19 protein-coding genes are annotated in these 19,621 nt (G+C 61.2%); 17 read left to right on the plus strand and 2 right to left on the minus strand.

Annotated features, from left to right (window positions below):
- Positions 1-24: 24 nt before the first annotated feature.
- Genes KIT08_08255 through KIT08_08270 form a run of 4 tightly spaced genes read left to right on the plus strand, consistent with a single transcriptional unit; the run spans position 25 to position 4,002 of the window.
- On the plus strand, positions 25-1,317 hold the full coding sequence (locus tag KIT08_08255; protein UYN89079.1) for a hydroxymethylglutaryl-CoA reductase, degradative: 1,293 nt from the start codon (positions 25-27) through the stop codon (positions 1,315-1,317).
- Positions 1,314-2,399 (plus strand): hydroxymethylglutaryl-CoA synthase, encoded by a 1,086-nt coding sequence (locus tag KIT08_08260; protein ID UYN89080.1) that lies wholly within the window; start codon positions 1,314-1,316, stop codon positions 2,397-2,399. Before KIT08_08255 ends, KIT08_08260 begins: the two co-directional genes overlap by 4 nt.
- Positions 2,400-2,406: 7 nt before the next feature.
- Positions 2,407-3,570 (plus strand): thiolase domain-containing protein, encoded by a 1,164-nt coding sequence (locus KIT08_08265; protein ID UYN89081.1) that lies wholly within the window; start codon positions 2,407-2,409, stop codon positions 3,568-3,570.
- The gene (locus tag KIT08_08270; GenBank protein ID UYN89082.1) at positions 3,571-4,002 is read left to right on the plus strand and encodes a hypothetical protein; all 432 of its coding nucleotides are present in this window, start codon (positions 3,571-3,573) and stop codon (positions 4,000-4,002) included.
- Positions 4,003-4,056: 54 nt separating this feature from the next.
- On the opposite strand, the gene map is transcribed toward KIT08_08270, so the two are convergent.
- Complete coding sequence (gene map, locus KIT08_08275; protein UYN89083.1) at positions 4,057-4,803, minus strand: type I methionyl aminopeptidase; 747 nt, start codon at positions 4,801-4,803, stop codon at positions 4,057-4,059.
- Positions 4,804-4,896: 93 nt separating this feature from the next.
- Between map and KIT08_08280 the strand changes: the two genes are divergently transcribed.
- From KIT08_08280 to KIT08_08335, 12 genes are all read left to right on the plus strand, one after another.
- Positions 4,897-5,295 carry a Zn-ribbon domain-containing OB-fold protein gene (locus tag KIT08_08280; protein ID UYN89084.1) on the plus strand — a complete coding sequence of 133 codons (399 nt, stop codon included), beginning with the start codon at positions 4,897-4,899 and terminating at the stop codon, positions 5,293-5,295.
- A gap of 11 nt (positions 5,296-5,306) precedes the next feature.
- Positions 5,307-5,672: a hypothetical protein gene (locus KIT08_08285; protein ID UYN89085.1), complete on the plus strand. Its 366-nt coding sequence runs from the start codon at positions 5,307-5,309 to the stop codon at positions 5,670-5,672.
- Positions 5,673-5,720: 48 nt separating this feature from the next.
- Entirely contained in the window at positions 5,721-6,716 is a 996-nt protein-coding gene (locus KIT08_08290; GenBank protein ID UYN89086.1) for a phosphotransferase, read from the plus strand.
- 183 nt (positions 6,717-6,899) lie between these two features.
- Positions 6,900-7,535, plus strand: coding sequence for a LysM peptidoglycan-binding domain-containing protein (locus KIT08_08295; protein UYN89087.1), 636 nt, complete (start codon positions 6,900-6,902; stop codon positions 7,533-7,535).
- A 74-nt stretch (positions 7,536-7,609) separates the two neighbouring features.
- Entirely contained in the window at positions 7,610-10,201 is a 2,592-nt protein-coding gene (locus KIT08_08300; GenBank protein ID UYN89088.1) for a hypothetical protein, read from the plus strand.
- 71 nt (positions 10,202-10,272) lie between these two features.
- Positions 10,273-11,754 (plus strand): B12-binding domain-containing radical SAM protein, encoded by a 1,482-nt coding sequence (locus KIT08_08305; protein ID UYN89089.1) that lies wholly within the window; start codon positions 10,273-10,275, stop codon positions 11,752-11,754.
- A 2-nt stretch (positions 11,755-11,756) separates the two neighbouring features.
- Positions 11,757-12,689, plus strand: coding sequence for a glycosyltransferase (locus KIT08_08310; GenBank protein UYN89090.1), 933 nt, complete (start codon positions 11,757-11,759; stop codon positions 12,687-12,689).
- Entirely contained in the window at positions 12,690-13,622 is a 933-nt protein-coding gene (locus KIT08_08315; protein ID UYN89091.1) for a class I SAM-dependent methyltransferase, read from the plus strand.
- Positions 13,623-13,661: 39 nt separating this feature from the next.
- Complete coding sequence (locus KIT08_08320; protein ID UYN89092.1) at positions 13,662-15,086, plus strand: NAD(P)-binding protein; 1,425 nt, start codon at positions 13,662-13,664, stop codon at positions 15,084-15,086.
- Positions 15,086-15,622: an NUDIX hydrolase gene (locus KIT08_08325; GenBank protein ID UYN89093.1), complete on the plus strand. Its 537-nt coding sequence runs from the start codon at positions 15,086-15,088 to the stop codon at positions 15,620-15,622. The genes KIT08_08320 and KIT08_08325 overlap by 1 nt, the downstream gene beginning before the upstream one ends.
- A 201-nt stretch (positions 15,623-15,823) precedes the next feature.
- Entirely contained in the window at positions 15,824-17,101 is a 1,278-nt protein-coding gene (gene rho, locus KIT08_08330) for a transcription termination factor Rho (protein ID UYN89094.1), read from the plus strand.
- 18 nt (positions 17,102-17,119) lie between these two features.
- The gene (locus KIT08_08335; protein ID UYN89095.1) at positions 17,120-18,103 is read left to right on the plus strand and encodes a peptidoglycan DD-metalloendopeptidase family protein; all 984 of its coding nucleotides are present in this window, start codon (positions 17,120-17,122) and stop codon (positions 18,101-18,103) included.
- 22 nt (positions 18,104-18,125) lie between these two features.
- Here the strand turns inward: KIT08_08335 and KIT08_08340 are convergent, their stop codons facing one another.
- The gene (locus KIT08_08340; protein ID UYN89096.1) at positions 18,126-18,611 is read right to left on the minus strand and encodes a DinB family protein; all 486 of its coding nucleotides are present in this window, start codon (positions 18,609-18,611) and stop codon (positions 18,126-18,128) included.
- A 134-nt stretch (positions 18,612-18,745) separates the two neighbouring features.
- Between KIT08_08340 and KIT08_08345 the strand changes: the two genes are divergently transcribed.
- Complete coding sequence (locus KIT08_08345; GenBank protein UYN89097.1) at positions 18,746-19,477, plus strand: SIMPL domain-containing protein; 732 nt, start codon at positions 18,746-18,748, stop codon at positions 19,475-19,477.
- Positions 19,478-19,621: the final 144 nt, after the last annotated feature.

The following is a 19,621-nucleotide window of genomic DNA, read 5'->3' on the forward strand; positions in this document are numbered from 1 at the left end:
ACTCCCGCGTATTAATTAGGGTGTATGAGTTCGCCCACTGAAAGCACCTCTCGTATTCCTGGTTTCTATGACCTTTCAATAGAAGAGCGCCACCAGCGCCTGCGTGGCCTTGGAGTGCTCACTGAGGAACAGTTGGCTGCCCTGGCCGAAGGTGGCATCCACGCCGAAGCGGCTGACCACATGGTCGAGAACGCCATCGGCGTGCACAGCCTTCCGCTCGGCCTGGGGCTCAACTTCGTAGTCAATGGCCGCGAGGTGCTGGTGCCGATGGCCGTCGAGGAACCCTCGGTCGTGGCGGGCGCGTCGTTCATGGCCAAACTGGCCCGCGCTGCTGGCGGTTTCACCGCCTCCACCGACGCGCCGCACATGATCGGTCAGATGCAATTGTTGGACGTGACTGACTTGGATGCCGCCACCGCCGCCATCCAGGCCGCCACGCCTGATTTGCTGGCCGAGGCAGCCCAAATCGACCCTGTCCTCCTGAAGCTGGGCGGCGGCCCGCGTGAGCTGGTCGTGCGCCGTATTGACGAGTCACCCATTGGGCCGTTCCTGGTGCTGCATCTGATCTACGACGTGCGCGATGCCATGGGCGCCAATGCCATCAACACCGCCTGCGAGCGCCTGGCGCCGCGCATCGAAGCCCTCACCGGCGGCCGCGTCCACCTGCGCATCCTCAGCAACCTGGCCGACCGCCGCCTGGCGCGCGCCGCCTGCACCATCAAGCGCAGCGAGCTCGCCTTCGGTGATTTCTCTGCCGAGCAGGTGCGCGATGGCATCGTGGAGGCCTGGGCCTTCGCCGCCGCTGACCCGTACCGGGCGGCCACGCACAACAAGGGCATCATGAACGGCATTGATGCCGTGGTCATTGCCACCGGCAATGATTGGCGCGCCGTGGAAGCCGGCGCCCATGCTTACGCCGCAAGCCGCGGCCGCTACACTTCGCTCAGCACCTGGGGCGTCTCGCCGGACGGTGACCTCGTCGGCAGCTTGGAGCTGCCGATGGCCGTTGGCATCGTGGGCGGCGCCACCAAGGTTCATCCCACCGCCCAGGCCGCGCTCAAGCTGATGGGCGTTTCCACTGCGGCCGAGTTGGCAGAGATAATTACCGCCGTCGGCCTGGCCCAAAACCTGGCCGCCTTGCGCGCCCTGGCCACCGAGGGTATCCAACGCGGCCACATGAGCCTGCATGCCCGCCAGGTGGCGATTGCCGCTGGCGCACAAGGCGAGCAGGTTGAGAAACTGGCCGCACAGTTGGTTGCCGAAAAAACCGTGCGCGTAGACCGCGCCGAGCAATTATTAAAGGAATGGTCGCAATGACAGAACACATTCACGAGCACGAAACCGCCCGCTTGCTCAAACCGGAGCATCCAGTTGGCATCGTTGGCTATGGCGCCTATGTGCCGCGCTACCGTCTGCCAGCCAAAGAAGTGGCCCGTGTGTGGACGGATGGGACAGCTGGTTTGCCCATTGTTGAAAAATCTGTGCCTGGCTTGGATGAGGACGTCATCACTATGTCGATCGAGGCCGCCCGCAATGCGGTCGCCCGCGCTCAGGTGCCGGTCAAAGAACTGCGCGCCATCTGGGTCGGCTCCGAGTCGCATCCCTACGCGGTGAAGCCCAGCTCCACGCTGGTAGCCGAAGCCATCGGCGCGTCAACCAGCATTCAGGCCGCCGACTGGGAGTTTGCCTGCAAAGCTGGCACCGAGGCCATGGTGGCTGCCATGGGCTTCGTCGGCTCGCGCATGGCGCAGTACGCCATGGCCATCGGCATGGACACGGCCCAGGGCCGCCCGGGCGATGCTTTGGAATACACGGCGGGGGCGGGCGGGGCGGCTTTCATCATTGGCCCGGCCGAAGAATCCGTCGCCGAGATCGAATGCACTTATTCCTTCGTCACCGATACGCCCGATTTCTGGCGCCGTCAATATGCCAAGTACCCGGAGCATGGCCAGCGCTTCACCGGCGAACCGGCTTACTTCAAGCACATCACCACCGCCGGCCAGGCCATGTTCGATGCCACTGGCACAAAGCCTGAAGATTATGCCTACGCCGTCTTCCACCAGCCCAACGCCAAGTTCCCGCAGCGCGCCGGCCAGATGCTGGGCTTTGCACCTGAGCAGATCCAGACCGGGCTGCTGGTGCCGCGCATCGGCAACACGTACTCCGGCGCGGCCATCATTGGCCTGACCGCTATTTTGGATATTGCCAAGCCAGGCGACCGCATCATGCTGGTCTCCTTCGGTTCTGGCGCTGGCTCGGATGCAATGGTGCTGCGGGTGACCGACAATATCGCTGGCAAGCCGGCCCTGGCGCCCACCACAGAGCAATACATCCAACGCCGCACCGAGATCGACTATGCCGCATATGTACGTATGCGCGGCAAGTTGACAATGAAGTAAGGGAATTATGACCAACATCATCATCGCCGGTATCGGGCAGACGCCCGTCAACGAACACTGGAACACCTCGCTGCGCGAGCTGGCCTTCCACGCCATGGAAGCGGCCATGCAGGATGCTGGCGGCCTGCGCCCCACTGCGCTGTACGTCGGCAACATGCTGGCGGGCCAGCTCTCCAGGCAAGGCCAGCTCGGCGCACTCTTGGCCGACTTTGCCGGCCTAACGGGTATTGAGGCCACCACGGTGGAAGCCGCCGGCGCCTCCGCCGCCATGGCCCTGCGCGTCGGCATGCTGGCGGTTGCCAGCGGCCAGGTAGACGCCGCCATGGTGCTGGGCGTCGAGAAGCTCAGCGAGCAAGTGCCTGCTGAGGTCGAAGCCGCCCTGGCGATGAGCTCCGACACTGACTACGAAGCCGAGCAGGGCCTCACCCTCACCGCCCAGGCGGCCCTGCTGGCGCAGCGCTATGTGCATGAGCACAAACTGCCAGAGCATGCTCTGGCAGGCTTTGCCCTCACTGCCCACGCCAACGGCGCACACAATCCTAATGCCATGTTCCGCAAGGCCATCAAGCCAGAGACCTATACCAAGGCTGGCATGGTCAGCGCGCCGCTCAATATGTTTGATGTTGCGCCAAATGCCGATGGCGCCGCGGCGCTCATCCTCACGCGCCGTGAGCGTCTGCCCCCCAAGTTTTCGCACCCCCTGGTTGAGATTATCGGCTCCAGCGCGGTTACCGATACTCTGGCTCTGCATGACCGCCCGGACCCGCTCACCTTCAACGCGGCGCGCCTCTCCATTGAGCGCGCCTGCGCCCAGGCTGGCATTTTGCCTGGCGATGCTGACCTGTTCGAATTGTTCGATGCTTTCTCCATCTATAGCGCCCTGACGCTGGAAGCGGCTGGCTTGGCTACCCGCGGCGAGGGCTGGAAGCTGGCCCAGAACGGCGCCATTTCGCTCAACGGCCAGATGCCCATCACGACCCTGGGCGGGCTGAAGGCCCGCGGCTTCCCGGGCGGCGCTACCGGCGCCTACCAGGCCGCCGAAGCGGCCCTGCAGCTGCGCGGTCAGGCGGGCGGGGCGCAAGTGGCCGACGCCAAGACCGCTATCGTGCAGAGCCTGGGCGGGCCTGCCTCGACCGCGGTCACGCATGTTTTGCGCCGATTGGAGAATTAGATGGATCTGCTTGCTGCTCGTCTAGATAAAGCTACCACGCTCACCAACGCGCTGGCCGCATCGCTCACCAGCGAGCAGCTAAAGAGCCACAATGGCGCCGCGCCATCCAACACCATCGGCGCCCAGTTCTGGTGCGTGGTCGGCGCTCGCGAGAGCTATGCGCGTGCTTTTGAAGCCGGCGCCTGGCAAGGTTTCAGTTGCAGCCTGAAGGAACCCGAAGTGCCCGCCAGCGTGCAGGCGGCCCTGGCCGCTTCACAGGCTGGGCTGCATGCCGCCCTCGCCGCCGCTGAGCAGCCTTGGAACGAGGCGCGCCAGCACATCCTTTACGATCTGCTTGAGCACGAAGCCCAGCACCAGGGCCAGCTCATCCGCTATTTCTACGCCAACCGGATCCCGTTCCCGCTAGAGTTTGCCAAGCGCTACGCGCTGTAGTCTTTCCCGAGCAATCCCAAAGCCAATAAAAAGCCCGCCATTCGGCGGGCTTTTTTAAGCTTGGGTCAGGATGATCGGCTTGCCCTGCGTGATCACGATCGTGTGCTCAAACTGGGCCGCGATCGAGCGGTCACGTGTGCGCAATGACCAGCCGTCGCTATCTTCAGTAATGCGCCCGGATCCTACGGCAAGGAACGGTTCCAGGGCCAGCACCAACCCTTCGGTCAGCACGCGTTTGTCGCGTGGGTTAGGCACGTTTAGCACATCGCTCGGGTATTCGTGCAGTTTGCGCCCAATGCCATGGCTGGCCAACTCGGCGATCGTGTTGTAGCCCCGCTGACGCGCTTCGCTCTGCATGGTGCGTCCCAGCTCGCTGATGAGTACTCCCGCCTTGGCGGTCGCCAGTGTCTTTTTTAACGTCTCTTTGGTTGCTTCCAGCAGGGCGCTGATATCCTGGCTCTTCTTGCCCACCTGCATCGATGCGCCGGTGTCTGCGAAGTAACCATCTTTTTCGGCAGATACATCAATATGGATAAGGTCGCCCGCCTGCAGTACATAATCCCCCGGCACCCCGTGGGCAATCACCGGCGCAACACTGATGCAGGTAGCGCACGGGAACTGGTACATGACCTCTGGCGCCGAGGCCGCGCCCTGGGCTTCCAGGAAGCCGCGGCCTAGCTCGTCTAATTCCCGCGTGGTCATGCCCGGCTTGGCGGCCGCCATCATTTTGCGCAGGGTTGCGGCACAGATCTTACCGATCGCCTTCAACGCTTGCAGTTGTTCGTCAGATTCCACGGTCATAGCTGCTGGATTATAGGCGCATTAATCACCGCCAATTTGATAGTTTCTGAGAGTCTGGCCCAATTACAGTAAGCTCGACAGGAGAAACAAAAGATGGATATTCCGCGCCATTGGAGACTTAAGAAACAGCGCTACTCGCTCACCGGCGAGGTATGCGAGCATTGTGACGCCAAACTGTTCCCGCCGCGTGACATCTGCCCCGAATGTGGCGAAGAGGCCAAGACCCTCTTCCAGTTCAGCGGCAAGGGCGAGGTCTACTCTTTCACCACCGTGTACGACGCACCCGAAGGCTATGCCGAGCAGGCGCCCTACACCTTGGCCATGGTCAAGCTGGTCGAAGGCCCGCTGGTCACCGCTCAACTCACTGACCTGGGTGAGCAAACCCCTGCCATCGGCATGCCGGTGGAAATGGTCACCCGCCTGCTGCGCTCCGCCACCGATGAGCGCGGCATGCTAATCTACGGTTACAAGTTCCGACCGGCTGTCGCTTAACTCCACCAAGCATGAACCCCAGCTTGCGCGTTGGTTCCATCGTCTTTCGGGTGGAGCATTTACCGCGCATGGAAGCCTTCTGGACCGCTGCTTTGGATTATGTGCCACGCGAAGGGTCTCGCAGCGCTGATTTTATTGTGCTGCATCCGCGCAACGGCGCTGGCCCCAATATTTCGCTCGACCAGCATTACTCGGCCTACGAGCTGCCGCCGCGCATCCATCTCGACCTTTACACGGAAGACCAGGCCGCCGAAGTAGCTCGCCTGAAGGCGCTGGGCGCCACCGAAGTGCAGTGGAACAAGCGCCCGCCCACTGCCGATTACATCATCATGCAAGACCCTGAAGGCAATCGTTTCTGCGTGGTGGATATAAGTTAATCTCCAATCTCTTCAAGCAGTTTCTGATTTCCAAGTACCATTCTCCGCATGGAACAATTCATCAAAGACCGTTTCAATGATGCCATCTTGCACCAGGCGGCTCAACGCTACGGCGTAGAGCCTGCAGCGGTCAAGATGTTGGATAGCTTTGAAAGCTTCATCTTTGAATTCCCGCGGGATGGCAAGGAATACATCCTGCGCATCGGCCACAGCCACCGCCGTAACCAGACCTTGATCGAAGGCGAGACGGAGTGGATCAACTACCTCGTCGCTGGCGGTGTCTCTGCCGCCCAGGCGATCCACTCCATCAACGATAAGCTGGTCGAGTCCATCCCGGATGGACATGGTGGTGATTTCCTGGCTGTCGCTTTCGCCAAGGCGCCTGGCGGCCCCGCCCGCGGCCGCTGGACGCCAGAGCTATACCAGACCTACGGCGAGACCATTGGCCGCATGCACAAACTTACCCAGGCCTATACCGCGCCGCCCAAGCGCCCGCAGTGGGATGACCCCATCTTTGACTTTGTGAACACTTTCCTGCCCGACAGCGAACACGAAATCAAACAGCGCTACAAGCAAGTCTGCGACTATGTGCGCACGTTACCTAAAGACGCCCAGTCTTACGGGCTAACTCACCAGGATGCCCACAGCGGCAATCTCTTCATTGATGACGATGGCCGCATTACCCTGTTTGACTTCGATGATTGCGGCTACAACTGGCTGGTCAACGATATCGCTATGGTGCTTTTCTACATGGCCAGCACCGCCGAGGACAAAGCAGCCTTTACGGCCGAATTCATGCCGCCCTTCCTGCGCGGTTACGCCAGCCAGTGCACGCTTGAACCCAAGTGGTTGCGGGAAATGCCGTACTTCATGAAGATCCGAGAACTTGAGCTGTATGCCGTAATCCACCGCGACTTTGACCTCGAGAACATTGATAATCCCTGGATCGCCAATTTCATGCGCGGCCGCCGCGAGCGTATCGACGCCGGCCAGCCCTACATTGAGTTCGATTTCGCAACACTCGAGCCGCTGCTCAGTAGCTGAGGCTTGCTTGCGTCCAAACTGCACCCAGGCGAAAACTGACCTCAATCGGCAGTGAACTCGGCTTTGCCGAATATTCCTTCTATCGCTGCTACGAAGCAGCGCACATTGCCAGCCCGCTTCGCTTGACGCTCAATTTTGCGTATGCTAGTATCGCGATCTGACTGGAATGGATGTTCTGAAACCATGAGAAAACGCTCGTTTGCGCTCCTGATCGCACTTCTTGGCCTGCTGCTGGCCGCCTGCACGCGTTCCGCCACCACGGATCCTGTGGCCGGCTCGGCTACTGAAGACCCGTTTGTCTCCATCTTCAACACCATGGCCACCCAAACCGCGCTGGCTGCGCAGGACAAGGCGGGCACGCTGCCCACCCTGGAGCTGAGCCCCACGCCCCTCTTTGGCGACACGGCCACCGTGCAGCCCAGCGCCACACCCGAGCCCACCGCCACCACCACCCCCGCGCCCATCACCCAATTAGCCGTGCCCAGCAGTTACACCCTGCACGAGGGCGAATGGCCCTATTGCCTGGCGCGCCGTTTTGACATTAATCCGGATGCGCTGCTTTCTGCCAACGGTCTGAATGCCAACAACGCCAACAGCCTCAGCGTCGGCACCACCATCACCATCCCCAGCGGAGTGGGTAGTTTCGGGGGTGTGCGTTCCCTCCGCGCCCACCCTGCCACCTACGTGGCCTCCGGCGCTGATACCTTCTACAGCATCGCCTGCGCCTTTGGCGACGTTTGGCCCGAGCACATTGCCGAAGCCAACAGCATGAGTCTTGACCAGAATATTCCTGGCGGCACACAGCTGCACATCCCCTAAACCGAACGCGAACCCAAAAGGGCTGGAGCAATCCAGCCCCTTTTGCTTTGCGCAAATATGTTAGAAAAGGCTAAATGAAACGCCCCCTTCACCATTGGCTGCGCATATGGCTACAGGCCGCCGCCTTTGGCGCCCTGCTGGCCGTTGGGCTGGTCTTCGCCCAGCCCAGCCAGCAAGACGCCGCGCTGCTGCTGGGCCTCTCGCTCGCCCGCTTGGCCTTGGTGGCCTTGTTATTGGGACTGGCGGCGGGCTGCACAGCGTTGGCGCGTGCTGAGGCCGGGCTGCGTTCTATTGCTCATGCTCTAACTTCCCGCCCAATACGTTTGCATGTGCTTCTGGTGTTGGCGGCCATCGTCTTCGTGCTGGCCTTGTATCTTGTGTTGTTCAGCCTGCGTATCACGGATGCGTTTGCTCAGGCGCGCTTGCTGCGCATCTTGCCGCTCAGCGCCTGGCTGGCCTGGGCCGCCGCCGGCGCGGTGATATTGTGGCCGCGGCTGCGTCCCACGCTGAGGTGGGGCGCCGAGCGCAGCGTGCTGCGTGTCGCGGCACCGGCGTTGGCCACTATGTTGCTGGTCGTCATCGTCATGGTGCTCACTGGCTTAGGCCTTTCGCCAGACCGCACCGGCTGGGATACGCCGGGCGCTCCGATACTCAACACGCAGGTCCTGCTATCTTGGCTGGCTGCCGTGCTGCTGGCTACCGCCGGCGCCTGGGCTGTCCGCCGCTCAGGCTGGCGCCAAAGCCGCCTGGACGCTGTTGTCGCCATCGGCCTGTGGCTGCTGGCGGTCCTGCTTTGGACCGCCGAGCCGTTGCGTCCCACGCATTTCTCGCCCGCGCCGTCCGCACCCAACTGGGAGTACTACCCGAACTCAGACGCGGCTACCTTGGATATTGCCGCGCAAAGCTTCCTGACCGGCAACCGCTTCACTGACATTATTGAGAAGCCGCTGTACGGCATCTTTCTCGTGGGGTTGCACGCCGTTGCCGGGCAGGAATATGCGGATGTGGTCAATACGCAGATCCTTGTCCTCGCCCTCTTTCCAGTGGTGCTCTATTTCATCGCTGCCCAGCTTCATCACCGGTTTTCGGGCATCCTGCTGGCTTTGCTCATCATCTTTAGGGAAGTCAACACCCTGGCGCTCTCCAACCGCATTCTGGTCTCGCATTCCAAGTTGCTGATGACTGACTTGCCTACTGCGCTGGGCCTGGCCGCTCTCACGTTGTTCGTGCTGCACTGGTTGCAGCATAAACAGCACAGCCCGCGCGCCGCGCTGTGGGTGGGGGCGGCTCTGGGCCTGCTGTTCCTGTTGCGCTCACAAACCTTGATCTTCCTGCCAGTACTGCTTTTGCTGGCCGCAATGCGCATTCCCGGCGGCTGGCGCAGCCTCCCCATTTGGCGTATGCGCGCCACGCTGGGAGGGCTGCTGCTGCTTGGTTTTGTGCTCGCCGCCGTGCCCTGGATGCTGCGCAATGGTGCCCGCACGGGCGAGTTCGGCTACTCGCAGCCGTACCAAGCGCTCTACATGGCTCGCCAGTACAGCCTCACCCCAGAAAGCAATGACCCCGGTTTTGATGTTGAGACTACATCGGTGGATGAGTATGCGAGCCTGGGCTTCGCTAATGTGCGTCAGTTTGTGCTTGAGCATCCTGTGGAAGTGACCCGCTTCATCACCGCCCACTTCCTCCATAACGAAGTGGCTTCTTTTCTTGCGCTGCCCGCTCGCTTTGACCTCACCGACCGTCTGGTGGAGTTCTACAACCTGCGCCCCTACTGGCCGCAACGTGAGGCGCAGCTTTGGACACACTGCTGCTCCCTCAGCGCCTATATTGACAACACGCCCTACTGGGCTGACTGGGATGGCATCATCCCGCCAGACCTGGCTTGGCCGCTGACCATCAACATGGCTCTGGTCGCTCTGGGCATCGGCGCCGCCTGGCGCCGGGTCGGCTGGCTGACCCTTATCCCGCTCGGCCTGCACTTGCTTTACAGTGCCAGCACCGCGCTGGCGCGTGTTTCCGGCTGGCGCCTGATCCTGCCGGCTGATTGGGTACTCATCCTCTTCTATGCGCTGGGCATCGGCCAGCTCACCTTGTGGGCTGCCCGCTACCTGTTTGGCTTCCAGGCGGCTACACCCGCCGTCCAGCCTGCCAAGCCGCCGGCTCGCCTTAAGCTGCACCGCGGCCTGGTGTGGACTGCGGTGCTGGCTCTGTTGGCGGGCAGCTTCATTCCGCTGGCCGAGGGGCTGCTCCCCAACCACTATGCCAGCCTAACCCAGGCCGACGCGTTGCAGCGCCTGCAGGCTTCGCCTGCCATCGCTGCCAGCGGCCTCGACCCGGCCGCCTTCCTCAGCCAGCCTGGTGCTGGGCTGTATTGGGGCCGTGCCATGTACCCGCGCCACCAAGGCGCCGGTACACCTGCCGAGATTGCCGTCGGTGACGGTCTTCCTTTTGATCACACCGAGTTCCGGTTGGTTGGCCCGCAAGGCCACTTCCTCATGGCCTTGCCGGGCGGGGTCCACCCATTCCCTAATGCTGCCGATGTGATCGTGCTGGCCTGCCAGCACGAAGGCTACTTTTATGTAGCCGCAGTCCATTTCCTGCAAGCTGCGGCCACAGATGCATTGGCTCCTTACGCCGCCAGCCTGCAGTGCAGCTCGCTGCCATAACCAATCACCACATGGCCGCTAGGTATAATTAATCTTTCGCACTCATTGCGCACGGCAGTGGGGCGCACCCTATGTCAGTTTTGCTAATCAACCCCAATCTGGTAGCGCAACGCAACGACCCGCTGACCACTGGCATCGTCTATATGCCCATCAGCCTGGCTTACCTTGCCGCCAGCCTGCGGGCTGCTGGCCACCCGGTGCAAGTGCTCGATGCCTATGCCGCCGCGCCGCGCCAGGCGCGCAACCAGGGGGAGTTTTACGTCTACGGGCTTTCGCCAGCCGAGCTGGCCGCCCAGATCCCCGCCGATAGCCGCATCATCTTCGTCTACGCCATTAACCTGACCAACCACATGTCCACCATGGAAATGGTGCGCGCCGCCCGCCACGCCGCGCCGCAAGCCACCCTGGTGGTCGTCGAGAATACGCAGGCCGTCACCGCCTATGCCCTCTCGCATGTCGCCGCCGAATTTTATGCGGCCGGGGCACACTACATCCTCACCGGGGAGCCAGAGCGCCGCGCCCTGCGCCTGCTGGATGCGCTGCAAGCTGGTGATGCTGCTGCTGTTCGCGCCATTGATGGGGTGGGCGGGCCAGACTTTTACACTCTCCCCGCCGGGTTCATGGATGAAGCTGAGCTCAGCGCGCTACCTTTCCCCGCTTGGGATCTGTTCCCGCTGCACAACTACTGGAGCCTCGGTTTTGCCCACGGCCCGCTCTCAGCGGAGCGCTATCTGCCGTTGCTCACCTCGCGCGGCTGCCCGTACCCCTGCGGCTTCTGTGTGGTTCCCGCCACCAACCGCCAGCGCTGGCGCCCGCGTTCAGCCGCCAACGTGGTGGATGAGATCGAGCATTTCCAGCGCACACTGGGCGTGAGCGAGTTTCACATTGAAGACCTTGACCCCACCATCTCTGATGAGCGTATCCGTGCCATCTGTGCTGAGATCATCCGCCGCGGCCTCAAGATCACTTGGAAGATCGCCGCTGGCACCAAGGTTGAGACGATGCTCAACGAAGAGACGATTGACCAAATGGCCGCTGCCGGCTGCCGCTACATATCCATTTCGCCGGAAACCGGCTCGCCGCGCCTGCTCAAGCTGATGCGCAAGCCTTTCAACCTGGGCCATGCCGTGCGCCTGGTCAAGCGCATGAACCAGGTTGGCATCCGTTCGCAGGCCTGCTTTGTGCTCGGCTACCCTGGCGAAACCCCTGAGGATCTCCAAATGACCTGGGACATGGTGCGCGATCTGACCCGCGTCGGTGTGGACGAGGTGGCCCTCTTCATCATTACGCCGGTGCCAGGCTCCTCCATCTATGACCAGTTCCAGGGCTACAGCAACCTGTCTGAGCTTAACTTCAGCCCCACCTGGCGTCAGGACTATAAGGCATTGGCCGCATTCCGCTTCCGCCTGTATGCGAGATTCCTGTGGTGGAAACTGCGTTATCATCCCCTCAAGCTGTTGTCGCAGCCCTTCAACTTCTTGCGCCGTAACTTCCAAACCAAGATGGAGATGGTGCCCTACCGGGCGCTGGCGCTCCGCTGGTTTGCACGCTGATCATGCCATCCAAACGTACCCCCGCACGCCCTCGCATCGCTGTGGCCATCCCCTGCCATAATGAGGCTGCCACCATTGCCAAAGTGGTGGCAGATTTCCGCAAGAACCTGCCGCGCGCCAAGGTCTACGTCTTCGACAACGCTTCCACTGATGGCAGCGCCGAGCTGGCCCGCATGGCCCGCGCCGAAGTGCGCCGGGTGGGCGCGCTGGGCAAAGGCAACGTCATCCGCGCCATCTTTGACCAGTTGGATGAAGATGTCATTGTGATGGTGGACGGCGATGACACCTACTACGCCGAAGATGTGAATGCCGTGCTGGCGCCTGTGCTGGATGGCACTGCCGATATGGCGGTCGGCCACCGCATGGATGGCGCTACTGACGCCAACATGAAGCGTCTTAACCAATTGGGCAATCGCATGATCGTGGCCTACATCAACCGCCTGTTCGGCACCCAGTTTGAGGATGTGCTCTCTGGCTACCGTGCGTTCAACCGCCGTTTTGTTGAAGGCGTGCCTGTGCTCACCTCGGGTTTCGAGGTTGAGACCGAGATCACCATCCAGGCCCTCGCCGAAGGCCTCCATATTGTCGAGGTACCCACTCGTTACCGCAGCCGGCCGGCCGACAGCAGCTCCAAGCTGCGTCCGTTTGCCGATGGTTATCGCATCATCCTCACCGCCGCCATCCTGCTGCGGGACCACCGCCCATTACGCCTTTTTGGCGCAGTTGCCCTGCTGTTCTGGACGCTCGCGCTCATTGCCGGCATCCTGCGGCTGTTCAGCTTTGTGGGGCAGGGTAGCCTGCCCGATAGTATTCTGGGCGGCGTAGTACTACTAGGAGTACCCACGGGGTTAATGGCCCTTGGTATCGGGCTTTCACTCAATGCCATCAACACCCGTTTCGAAGGCATCAAAACCTATCTAAGGCGAAGCAAGTAAATGCAAAACAATGTAGAAGCGTATAAAGCGCTGCTGGAGCATGTCAGTTGCAATCTATGCGGCGCGGATGATTACGAGGTTGTCTACCCCCCGCGTTACGAGGACGCCAAGCCAGACGAGATCGCCAACACGTTCCGCTCTTCGGGCGACGAGGTGCTGCTTGACCAGTTGGTGCGTTGCAAGCAATGCGGTCTGATGTACTTGAACCCGCGTCTGCGCTCGGATGTGGTCATCGGCGGGTACAGCGAAGGCACGGATGAGATGTTCGTCTCGCAGGCCGCCGGCCGTGAGCGCACCTTCGCCGGCTCGCTCAAGCTCATCGAGCGTATGCGCCCGCAGCGCGGCACCCTTCTGGATGTCGGCACCGCTGGCGGCTCCTTCATGGCCGTCGCGCAGCGCGCCGGCTGGCAGGTTTCCGGCTGTGAGCCCAATCGCTGGATGTCTGGCTGGGCCAAGCAGCACTATGGCTTGGATGTATACCCCGGCACTATTGAGGATATGAAACTGGCCGATGCCAGCTTTGATGTCGTCAGCCTGTGGGATGTGCTTGAGCACACGCCTGACCCCAAAGCCACCTTGCAGGAGTGCATCCGTGTCCTCAAACCGGGCGGACTCTTGGTGGTCAACTATCCTGACATCCATTCATTGGTCGCCCGCCTCATGGGCCGCCGCTGGGTCTTCTTGCTGTCAGTGCATCTCTACTACTTCACCATCCCCACACTCACCCGCATGCTCAACGAGCTCGGCCTTCAACTGCGCGTAGATCGCACCCATTGGCAAAGCCTGGAGCTGGGCTATGTCCTCTTCCGCATGGAAGCCTATCTGCGCCCTGTCGCCCGCGCTGCCGGCTGGCTGGTCAAACGCCTTGGCATGTACCACTGGCAGATCCCGTACTGGATGGGCCAGATGCTCGTCGTGGCGGAGAAGAAATAATTCAATGTCCAAGATCGTCTATGCTTTGGAGTGATTCAATTGTCTAACAAAGAAAAAATTGTGGTGCTTGGCGCCGGTGTTGGCGGCTTAGCGGCAGGCTACTTCCTGGCTCGCACTGGCAAATACGCCGTCACTGTGCTCGAGAAAGAGGCTGTCATTGGAGGTCTGTGCGCCAGCTTTGAGCACGATGGTTTTGTGCTGGATTACGGCGCCCATAAGCTCTATTCCATCATCCCCGGTGTGCTTGACGAAGCTACGGCCCTGATGGGCGACCGCCTAATCCAGTTGCCCAAGAAGAATCGACTCTACCTCGAAGGCAAACTGGTCGACTATCCCCTTAAGCTTGGCAACCTGGCCAAAGCGCTCGGCCCTGTGCGCTTTTTGCAGATCGGCTTTGGCTATGGCATTGAAGTCCTCAAGGGCATCTTCAACCGCACACCGCCAGGCTCATACAAAGACTACATCATCCGCCGTTTTGGCCGCCCAACCTATGAGTTGGTCTTCGAGCCGCTGGCCGACAAGGTTTGGGGCGAACCCGCCACTTTGCACCCGGAGATGGCCCGCACTCGCCTGCCCGCCTCAGGCGGCCTGGAGCTGGTCCTGAAGCTGCTCGGCCTCAAAAAAGAGACCGCCGACACCAATGCCGAGTTCTTCTACTATCCCAAAGCCGGCTTTGGTGACTGGCCGCAGGCGTTGGCCGAAGGCATCCTGGCCCACGGCGGCCAGGTGCTCACCAGCGTGGATGTGCAAGGCCTGGAAATGCAAGACGGCCGCGTGCGCAGCGTCAAGACCGCAGTAGCCGGCAAATCCCAGCAGTTTGATTGTGACTATCTCGTTTCCTCGCTGCCGCTACCGCTGATCGGCCGCATGGTCTTTGGCGGCACTGACGAGCAGTTCAATAAGGCGGTCACCGGTTTGCAGTTCCGCCACCTGGTTCTCGTATATGTTTGGATCAAGCGCCAGATGGTGATGGAAGATCAGTGGGTCTTCTTCCCGCAGCGCAATGTCGTTTTCAGCCGCCTCTTTGAACAAAAGCAGATGAACCCCGCTCTCGGCCCGGCTGACCGCACCGTCATCACGGCCGACTTTACCGCCGCTGAGGGCAGTCCCCTCTGGCAATCCAGCGATGAGCAGCTCACCCAGCGCGTCATCGATGGCCTGGTCGAAACCGGCCTCATCAACGGCTCAGACGAAGTGACCGGCAGTCTGGTCATCCGCAAGCCCAACTTCTACCCGCGCTATGACCTGGAGTATGCCGACAAAATGAAGCTGGTCAGCGACAAGCTGCGCCAGGTGCCCAACCTGCTCACCACGGGCCGCATCGGCATGTACAACTACAACAACTCTGACCACTGTGCCGACATGGGTCGCTTCATCGCCGAGCATCTTGCTGCGGGCGAAGCGGCTCCTGACATCTGGCGTGCCCTTGAGCAGCGCGTAGCCGACTACAAGATCGTGGACTAATGGCGACCTATAAGACCATCAGCAGTGAATTGGCGTACCGCGGCCAGAAATTCTCCGTGCGGCACGATGTGCTCGAGACCACCGACGGCCGCGAGCTGATCTATGACACCGTCGAGCACATCGGCGCCGTCTCCATGGTGCCGGTGGATGCCGAAGGCAAAATTCTGCTCGTGCGCCAGTATCGCCACTCCACCGGCAAGCAGCTCCTTGAGCTGCCTGCCGGCACCCTGGAGCCCGGCGAGCCGGTGGAGCAGACCGCCCAGCGTGAGCTGCGCGAAGAAGTCGGCATGGCCGCCGGCTCCCTCAGCCTGCTGGCTGAGTTCTACCTCGCCCCCGGCTACTCCTCCGAGCGCATGTGGATCTTCCTCGCTCAGGATCTGCAGCCGGATGCGTTGCCGCCTGACCAGGATGAAGAGCTGGAACTCGTCAGCCTGAGCTTGGATGAGTGCATGGCCGCTATCGCCAGCGGCGAGATCGAAGATGCCAAGACCATGTTGGGCCTCTTCATGGCGCGCCAAGCCTTGGCTCCCCAGTAAGCAGCCAGCCAAATTCCTGCTTGCCCGCTCAAAACTTTCCCGTTATAATTCTTTGCGAGTTCCCCCCAGAAAAACTTTTTTGGTTACAACGTAAATATCCCACCCAACCTGCAGACTCACCTAGTCCTGTACTGCCCGGGGCGTTAGGCAGCTACCCGTACGCATTCATACCTATCATCGTTGCTAGCAGAGATATAGCCCATGAACATTCTAGAACTTGAAACTACTTCACTCGCTGACTTGCGCAAGCAGGCCAAAGATCTTGGCGTGGAGCGTGCTGCCCGCCTCAAACGGGAGGATCTGGTCATCACCATCGCCCAGGTCATGGCCAGCAAGCAAGGCCGCGAGGTGCGCGGCGGCATCCTCGAGATCATGAACGAGGGCGTCGGCTTCCTGCGCTCCGAGCATTACCAGGGCGGCCCGGGCGATGTGTACGTCTCCCAAACCCAGATCCGCCGCTACGGCCTGCGCAATGGTGACCTTGTCATTGGTGAAGCCCGCCCTCCGCGCGAATCTGAGAAGCACTTCGGCCTGGTAAAAGTCGAGTCCGTCAATGGCATGGACCCTGAGAAGGCCAAGACCCGCCCCCGTTTTGAGAACCTGACACCCATTTTTCCTGACAGCCGTTTTGACCTCGAGACCGACAAGCGTGGCCTCGCCATGCGCATGATCAACCTCGTCGCCCCTGTGGGCCGCGGCCAACGTGGCCTCATCGTCTCTCCGCCCAAATCCGGCAAAACCACCATTCTGAAAGAGATGGCCAACTCCATCTCCACCAACTACAAAGATGTGCACCTTGTCGTAGCCCTCATCGGTGAGCGCCCTGAAGAAGTGACCGACATGGACCGCTCGGTGGATGCTGAAGTCATCTCCTCCACCTTCGACGAGCCCGTCACCTCGCACGTGCGCGCCGCTGAAATGGTGCTGGAGCGCTCCAAGCGTCTGGTCGAGATCGGCCGCGATGTCGTGATCCTGATGGACTCCATCACCCGCCTGGCGCGCGCCTACAACCTGGTGGTCACTCCCTCCGGTCGCACGCTCTCCGGCGGTATTGACCCCTCGGCCCTGTACCCGCCCAAGCGCTTCTTTGGCGCCGCCCGCAACATCGAAGAGGGCGGTTCGCTCACCATCATCGCTACCTGCCTGGTGGACACCGGCTCCCGTATGGATGATGTCGTGTACGAAGAATTCAAGGGTACTGGCAACATGGAGTTGCACCTCTCGCGCAAGATGCAGGAACGCCGTATCTTCCCCGCCATCGACATTGAGCGTTCCTCTACCCGCCGCGAGGAGTTGCTACTCGGACCGGATATCACCCAGCGTGTCTGGCTGATGCGCCGCATGTACGGCACCATGATCGCCGAGCCGCCCCACGGCGCCGGCATGGACACCACCAACGCCATGGAAGCCATGCTGCAGCGCATGGGCAAGACCGACAGCAACCAGGAATTCCTGGAGACCCTCATCGATCAGGCCTAGCGCCTTCTGCTTCCCGCTATGAACGCAAACATTCAGCAGGCTCGGCGCATCCTATGCTCGAGCCTGCTGCTGTTTCTGCTCGCCGCCTGCGGCGGCGAGCCTGCGCCCACACCGCAGCCCACGCTTTCGCTCGAGCTCACGCCCTCCCCGCTGCCCGGCACGCCCACCTCAGAGCCAACCGCCACGCCGATGCCGCGCCTCGAGGTGGAAACCTACACCGTCCAGCCCGGCGATACGTTGCGCAGCATCGCCGCTGCCTACAGTTTGCAGCCTGAGACCATCCTGTGGGCCAATTATGATGCGCTGCTGGATATTCCTGATCTGCTTTTTGAAGAGATGCAGCTCACCATACTGCCCGTGGATGGTGTCTACCATCAAGTCGGCGGCGGCGATTCTGTCAATAACATCGCCGCCTTCTTCTCGGCTGATCCGCAAGCCATCATCACCTGGGCCGGCAATGGCATAGACCCCGCCAACGCCGTCATCCAACCAGGCCAGTGGCTGGTGATCCCCGGCGGCCAGCGCAGCCTCGGCCGCCGCACCATGCCCAACCTGCCGCGTACGGCCATGGCTGTGGATTTCCTTGAGTTTGGCGCTGGCGCCTGCCCGCTGAATGTCCAGGGCGGCGCGGTGGGGGATGGGGTCTACGCGCCCCCGGTTGCTGCAGTTGATGTAACTGGCGAGGATTTCTGGTCAGCCCATCCGGGTGTGGACCTGGCCGCCGAGCCCGGCCAGCCTATCCTGGCCGCCGATGATGGCGTGGTCACCTTTTCCGGCTGGTCCAACTTTGGCTACGGTTTCGCCGTCATGCTTGATCATGGCAACGGTCAGTTCAGCCTGTATGCCGGCTTGGCCGAGGTCCAGGCCCTGTGCGGCGCTTCGCTGCTGCAGGGCGAGGCCCTGGGTACGGCCGGCCATATCGGCCATCCAGCGGGTACTTTTGTCCACTTCGAGATCCGTCAGGGTGGGGCGCCGGTGGACCCAATGTTGTTGCTGCCTTAGTCAACTGGCAGCTCAGAGCGTATCAGCTCAACTTGATCGGCATATCGTTTGCAAAGAAGAAATAATCCTGCGCAAAGGTCGGCGCGCCCAGAGAATACAGCCCAGCCAGCATCTGGGCGCGGTGGTCTGTCCCATGGTTGATGACATGGAACAGAATCTGCCACACTTTCACCCCTGGCATGAAGTCCTCAGCCAAAGTCACATCCTTCAGACCGGTCAGGTACTCCCGCATCCCTGCCTCCACCTCGTCCCACTTGCTGCGTACACTGGCGAAGTCCGTATAGGGTTCGGGGTCGGCAAAATCGGGCAGAGGCAGACTGCGCAACCCACTGAACCAGCGCTCGTCAATATTCAACAGGTGAACGCATTGGTTGCGCATCGAGCCAATCGAATAGTTCACTTCCTGCAAAAATTGGTCAGGGGTGAGAGTCGTGATGCAGTGATCCCACAATTCCCGGTTGCGAGTAAAGTGGTACTCATACAGGTTTTTGAAGGTACTGGCATCCATTGTGGCCTCCAGAGCCATTGTATAGCGTGTCCCGTACATTTGCCTCTAGCAAGGCGGGAACTTTTAATGCAACAATTCGTTAACCCATTGGGCGGGCATAGCCCCGCAAAATGGAAAAAAAGGAATGGTGAATCATGGTTAAGAAAAGTATTTTGTTCGTTGCTTTGGCTGGCTTGCTGCTGGCTGCCTGTGGCACAGCCGCCCCGGCGGCTGTGGCTCCCGGCGCCAGCGTACCCGTCACCGGAATCACGGTCTCCGGTCGCGGCGAGATCCGCCTGGTGCCCAACATCGCCACGGTGACCATTGGCGTGCGCACCAACGGCGCCAACGTCTCCGAAGTGGTGGCGGCCAACGCCGAGACGGTTTCCTCGGTCATGCAGGCTCTCTCCAACATGGGCATTGCCCCTGCCGACATGCAGACCGCCAACTTCAACGTCTACGCCAACCAGGGCTATGACCCGGCGACCGGTCTGCCCGGTGACATCACCACCTACTCGGTGGAGAACACTGTCAGCGTCACCGTGCGTGATTTGGCCACTCTGGGTGAGCTGCTTGACCGCGCGGTCGGCGCCGGCGCCAACTCCATCTGGGGCGTCAGCTTCGATGTGGACGACAAGTCTGAGGCGCAGGCCCAGGCCCGTGACGCCGCTGTGCAAGACGCCATGGAAGAGGCCCGTGCCCTGGCTGCTGCGGCCGGCGTGACCCTGGGTGACATCATCTCCATCAGCTACGTGCCCACCGGCTTCTACTATGGCCCGATGTACGGCATGGGTGGCGGCGGTGGCGCCGCGGAGGCCAGCACCAGCATCGTGCCCGGCCAGATCACCGTCGGCGCGGATGTTTCCATCACCTTCGCTCTGAAGTAAGCTTCAGTCGAGCAATAAAAAAAGAGCCCCGCATGCGCGGGGCTCTTTTTTTTTGTTGCCTTGAGCTACCCGCATATTGTATTGCAAATATATTTAATATTGCAATGAATATTGCTAAACCTTGGGCATGTGCTTTATACTCGC

It is taken from the genome of Anaerolineales bacterium (assembly GCA_025808555.1).
Lineage (GTDB): Bacteria > Chloroflexota > Anaerolineae > Anaerolineales > UBA11579 > JAMCZK01.